Annotated in this window: 3 protein-coding genes; 2 read left to right on the forward strand and 1 reads right to left on the reverse strand. The window is 62.5% G+C overall.

What is annotated here, in order from left to right:
- Positions 1-1,824 (forward strand): M28 family peptidase (locus ACYVDE_RS12625; RefSeq protein ID WP_460501902.1); only part of this gene is annotated, 1,824 nt, incomplete at its 5' end.
- 792 nt (positions 1,825-2,616) lie between these two features.
- Entirely contained in the window at positions 2,617-4,035 is a 1,419-nt protein-coding gene (hisS, locus tag ACYVDE_RS12630) for a histidine--tRNA ligase (protein WP_460501903.1), read from the forward strand.
- 136 nt (positions 4,036-4,171) lie between these two features.
- Here the strand turns inward: hisS and ACYVDE_RS12635 are convergent, their stop codons facing one another.
- Positions 4,172-5,884: a T9SS type A sorting domain-containing protein gene (locus ACYVDE_RS12635; RefSeq protein ID WP_460501904.1), complete on the reverse strand. Its 1,713-nt coding sequence runs from the start codon at positions 5,882-5,884 to the stop codon at positions 4,172-4,174.
- Positions 5,885-6,155: the final 271 nt, after the last annotated feature.

Below are 6,155 nucleotides of genomic sequence, written 5' to 3' on the forward strand. Positions count from 1 at the left end.
GCCCCGGCCGCCGCGCCCACCGACTGGTCGCTGCCCTACGCCGCCACTATCACCCCTGCCGGCCTCAAGGCCGACCTCGACGTGCTGGCTTCGGATGCCTACGAGGGGCGCGAAACCGGCAAGAAAGGCCAGAAAATGGCCGCCGACTACATCGCCAAGGCCTTCGCGGCCGACGGCCTGGCCGGCCCCGTGGCGGGTTCCGACAACCCCTACATCCAGCACTTCGGCATGAAGCGCACCAGCCTCGACCTGCCGGCCAGCACCGTGAAAGTGGGCAGCCAGACTTTTCAGGGTAAGCGTGACTTCTACGGCGTGATGACCGACGCCTTCGCTACGGCCACCTCGCTGCAGCCGGTGTTTGTGGGCTACGGCATCAAGGAAGACAAATATTCGGACTTCGCCACGCCGGCTGACTACAAGGGCAAGGACATTATTCTGCTGGCTGGCGAGCCGCTGACAACCGACGGGAAGTCGCTGCTAGGCCCCGACGGCAAACCCAGCCCCTACGCTCCGGCCTCGCTCGAAGGGCTGGGCGCCCGGCGCAAATCCATCTTCCCGCTGGGGGCGCGCACCATCATCATCGTGATGCCCACGGCCGCCGCCTACACGGCCGTGCCCAAAACCTTCGACCAGATTATGGGCCACGAAGACCTGACCTTCGACGGCGACCAGAAGAAAAAGCAGGGGTTCAACATCCTGGTGGTGTCGCCCGAAATGGGCGCCAAGCTACTCGGCACCACCCCGGCCGGCCTCGACAAGTACCGCCAGAGCGTGGCCAAGGCTGGCAAGCCGGTGGCCTCGCCCTTCAAGCCGGCCACCAACGCCACAGCCCAAGCCAAGCTGACCACTGAGCCATTCACCACTGAAAACGTGCTGGGCTACCTCGAAGGCAGCGACAAAAAGGATGAAGTCATCGTGGTATCGGCCCACTACGACCACCTTGGCATCAAGGACGGCGTGGTGTTTAACGGCGCCGACGACGACGGCTCGGGCACGGTGAGCGTGCTGGCCATGGCCCGCGCCTTTTCGCAGGCCAAGAAGGACGGGCACGGCCCGCGCCGCAGCATCCTGTTTCTGGCCAACACCGGCGAGGAAGAAGGCCTGCTCGGCTCGCAGTACTACACCGACCACCCCGTGTTCCCGCTCGAAAAAACCGTAACCGACCTGAACATCGACATGGTGGGCCGCGTGGACAGCTTGCACCAGGGCAAGGGCGACTACGTGTACCTGGTGGGTGCCGACCGCCTCAGCACCGAGCTCAACACCCTGAGCGAGGCCACCAACCAGCAGTACAACCCGCTGGCCCTCGACTACAAATACAACGACCCGGCCGACCCTGAGCAGATTTACTACCGCTCGGACCACTACAACTTCGCCAAGCACAACGTGCCCATCATCTTCTACACCAGCGGCCTGCACCCGCAGTACCACAAGGCGACGGATGATGTGGAGTTCATCGACTTCCCGGCCATGGCCCGGCGCGACCAGCTCATCTTCCACACGGCCTGGGCCCTGGCCCAGCGCGATGTCCGCGTGGCCTTAAAGCCTGAGCTGCAGCCCACCAACTATGCCCCCGCGCCGGCCGACCTCGACCGCTACGCCGGCACTTACGGCAGCCCCCAGATTCCGCTCAAAATCACCTTCACCCGCGAGGGTAATGTGCTCAAGGCCCAAGCCACTGGCCAGCCCGCTTTCCCGCTGGAGGCCGTGAGCCCCGGTGTGTTCAAGTTCGACCCAGCCCAGCTGCGTGTGGAATTCTCGGCCGACCAGCCTACCTTTAAGCTGAAGCAGGGCGGCGGCGAGTTCGAGTTCAAAAAAGAATAATTGCTCCCCTTCCTTTCTGCAGAAAAGGCCCCGTCGTCGGTTCGTCCGGCGGCGGGGTTTTTCGTTTTGATAATCATTGCACCTGCTACCGTTATTCGTCGGCTACAATTGCTGAATGCCCCGTAGCCATGAATCGAAAGCCCTACCTGCTTGCCAAGCGGCTAGGCTCCTAGTTACTTTTACCAAGTTGACACTCCCTGAAACTCCAGATGCGTGAAACACGAAGCCTGCTTCTAATTTGGTTCAGCTGCTGCGGCTTGGCTGCACTGGTTCGCATGTTTTCGCCTAGTTTGTCCATGATGCCCTGGTCAATGCTTCACGGCCAACCCTTGGTCAAATGGGGCACAGCTTTTTTTGTCAATTTCTTGGTTGAGCTCGTGAGCCTGTCACCAGCTTACATGCTGCTATGCGCCTTCTCTTTCATGGCACTTGCATTAATGAAGAAAAGGGTTTCGCTACTCTTCACATGCCTGCTGGGTGGCATACTGGCCGCTGGTGTTGCGTGACCTATACTGTACGTAGGTTCGGCCGGCTGGTCGTTGAGCAAGTCCCATCATTCAGTGGAGCTGCTTATGCTGTACACGGGTTTAGGGCTGTTTTTTGGCGGTGCGAGCCATTACAGAGGGTTGAATCTGCCTCTGGGCAAGTATTCGCTATAGTCTTGGCCGCACGAAACCATATGGATGTAATAACGGCGTTATTGGGGGCAAAACACGTTTCCGCTTGTTTAGAACGTAGCCTGGGCAACTTCCGAAAAGTTGATTCAGCCCCCTGCCTACCTTTGCCCCCGTTATGCAAAAACCGAGTATTCCCAAGGGCACCCGCGATTTTGGCCCCGCGCAGGTGGCGCGCCGCCAGCACATTTTCAACGTCATCCGCCGCACGTTCGAGTCGTTTGGCTACGCGCCGCTCGAAACGCCGACGCTGGAGAACCTCTCCGTGCTCACCGGCAAGTACGGCGACGAGGGCGACCAACTGCTGTTTAAAGTACTGAACTCCGGCGATTTTGCCAAAGACGTGACGGCCGACGACCTGGTCACCGGCAGCAAGGCCCTGCTACCCAAAGTGGCCGAGAAAGGCCTGCGCTACGACCTCACCGTGCCCTTCGCCCGATACGTGGCCATGAACCGCGGCACGCTCACCTTCCCCTTCAAGCGCTACCAGATGCAGCCCGTGTGGCGCGCCGACCGCCCCCAGCGCGGCCGCTACCGCGAGTTTTACCAGTGCGACGCCGACGTGGTGGGCACCGACTCGCTGCTCTGCGAAGCCGAAATCGTGCTGATGATGGCCCAGGTGCTGGGCGGCCTCGGCCTGCACGACTTCACCATCAAAATCAACCACCGCGGCGTCCTGCGCAACATCTATCAGGCGCTGGGCGGCGAGGGCCGCGAAACCGACCTGTTCGTAGCCATCGACAAGCTCGATAAAATCGGGCGCGACGGTGTGAGCAAGGAGCTGCTGGAGCGCGGCTTCTCGGAAGGTACCATCGACACGCTGTTTGAGCTGCTGACCGTGGAAGGCAGCTACGAGGAGAAGCTGCAGCGCCTGCTGGCCGGCTTCGTAACGGCCGGCGTGGAGCCCGATGGCGCGCGCCCCGACGCGGCCGACGAAGATGCCGCCGCCAACTACCGCGGCCTCACCGAGCTGGCCCAGGTGCGCGACCTGCTCGTGGCCTCGGGCTTCAAGCAGTTCGACCGGCTGGAATTCGACCCCACGCTGGCGCGGGGTCTCTCCTACTACACGGGCTGCATTTTCGAGGTCAAAATCAACAACGTGCAGATGGGCAGCGTGAGCGGCGGCGGGCGCTACGACAACCTCACCGGCTCGTTTGGGCTGCCGGGCGTATCGGGCGTGGGCTTCTCGTTCGGCGTCGACCGTCTGTATGACTGCCTGGAGGCGCTCGACCTGTTCACCCAGACCGGCGAAACGCCCACCCGCTGCCTCATCACGCATTTTGACGTGGCCAGCGGCCGAGCCGCGCTGCCGCTGCTGGCGCAGCTGCGCGCCGCTGGCATCCCCAGCGAGCTGTACCCCGATGCGAGCAAGTTGCAAAAGCAGTTCAAATACGCTGATGCCAAGGGCATTCCGCTGGTGATTGTGCTCGGGCCGGAAGAAATCGCCCAAGGCGTGGCGAAGGTCAAAATCATGCAAACTGGCGTGGAACGCGTGCTGCCGCTGGGCGAAGTGGTGGCCGCGCTGACGGCGGAGTAAGTACATCGCCAGCCAAAACTCAGAAACGTCATGCTGAGCTGGTCGAAGCATTTCTACCGCGCAAGTAACATTGATTACTGCTGCGGTAGAGATGCTTCGACCAGCTCAGCATGACGTGCTTATTTTCAACCTGTTTTTACTCTACCACCACGCGCCGGCTCACCTCCTGCCCGGCCAGCGTGGCCCGTAGCACATACAGCCCCACCGACAGCCCACGCAGCGACAGCGGCCCCACTGCCTCGGCAAAAGCCCGCACCAAACGGCCCTGCCCGTCATACAAGCGCAGGCTGGTGGGACGGATGGCCGCCGGAAACTGTAGCTTCAATTCCATAGCCGCCGGGTTGGGATACACTACAAAGCCCAGGGCCTCGGCGGCACGCTCGATGCCGAGTAGCGTGCCGGAGCTTTGCATGCGGCCGGCCACGATGTCGCGCCCGGTGGGCGCTGCCCCCGGCGACGACCAAAACACCTGCACCGAGCCGTTGGGCTGGCCCACGGGCACGTAGTCGAGCTCAAAGGGCCGGTTGTCGGCCACCGAATGTAGCACAACGCCGGGCGCGGCAAAAGCCAGGGTGCCGGCAGGCAGAATTTTCTGGGCGCGGAAGTTGGCCGCGTTGGTATCAGTGGAGTAGAAGGCCATCACGGAGCCATTGTCGGAAGGCGCGAGCTTGGGCCGCGGATACCCCGCCGACAACCCGTAGACGGGCAAGCCGCCAGCGGCCCAGGCGGGGGTGCCGGCAGCGTCAATTTTCTGGGCGTAGCACTTGTAATCGAAATTGCCGCTGCCGCCGCGCGCGTCTTCCCATATCATCCACAGCGCATTGTTGTACCAGAGGGCATCGGGGTTGGTTTGGAATGCCGGGTCGGTGCTGAGGGCTACGTAGCCGGGGGCGGCCCAGCCCAGCGCGCCCGTGGGCAGCACCTTCGACACCAGCGGGTCGCCGCCGTTCGAGGTCCAGGCTACGTAGAGGTTACTGGCCGGGTCGGTGAGCAGTTGCCAGTCGGAGCCGCGCCCGGAGACCCCACCGGCTGATATAACGGCGTAGTTGGCCCAGTTGGCCGCCCCGGCGGCGCCGAAACGCTGGGCATAGATGGGCGAGCCCAGCCCGCCGGCACTGGCTACGAGGTAGAAACCGTCGGCCCCGTCGCCCACCGTGTGGTAGTAGTCAGAAGCAAAGCTGCCGACGGGCAGCACCTGCACCTGCCGGTCGTTGTTGGGGTAGCTCAACACTCCGGTCGGCCCGATTTTATTGAAGGTGAAGCGGGCACTACCGCCATTCAGGGCCAGGGCGTGGGTGATGGTAGCCCCCGTGCTGGTGGGCAGAATGTTGAGCCCCTGCTCGCTTTCGTAGATGACAGTGGGCAGCGTGCGGTAGGCCACCACCGTCGGATAGGACCATTGCGGGTCGCCGGTGGCGCTGTAGAACTGGCAGCGCACGGTATCGCCGCCAACGCCAAACGCTCCCTGCACCCAGGCCACCAGGTAGCCGTACTGCCAGGGCACCACCTTCATCCCAAAAATTTCACGGCTGCCGGTCTGAAACAGGCGCTTACCGTTGGCGGCCAATAGCGGCACGCCCGCCGCGTTCAGGCGCTGGGCGTAGATGCCGGTGCCGAGGCCGGAGCTATTGCCGTTGCGCTTGTCAATCCAAACCACGAAGGAGCCGCCCGCCCCATCGGGCAGGGCCTGCACGCCAAACTGGTTGCCGGGGGCATTGCACACAAACTGCGAGGTGCTCGCCGTGGAAGGAAACTGGGCGCGGGCCGGCCCGGCCAGCAGCCCAAGCAACAGCAGCATCCACCGATGCGGCAGCCGCAGAAAGGCCCGGGAAAATGACATGTATTTCATAGCGAACGCAGAAAAGAGGAGAAGAAAAGCACAACCCCAGGCGGGGAACAAGCTTAAATATAATACATATACTATATAATTCAATTATTAGAAAGCCGACAAAGGCCCGATGCGCTACTCGGTTCTATGGTGGACAGGCTGCCGAAATACCCCTAGTTTTGCAGCCCCCCCCAACCCACCCCTTTTTCCCTCAATGCCCACCCATACCATTTCGCCCGCGCAGCCCCTCACCCTGGCCGCGCTGGCCGCCGTGCTGGCCGACGGCCGGCCC

The sequence above is a fragment of the Hymenobacter agri genome, from assembly GCF_054778495.1.

Excerpts from the sequence above, each read along its gene's own strand:
- hisS (WP_460501903.1), top strand. The coding sequence starts at position 2,617 with ATGCAAAAACCGAGTATTCCCAAGGGCACCCGCGATTTTGGCCCCGCG.
- ACYVDE_RS12635 (WP_460501904.1), bottom strand. The coding sequence starts at position 5,884 with ATGAAATACATGTCATTTTCCCGGGCCTTTCTGCGGCTGCCGCATCGG.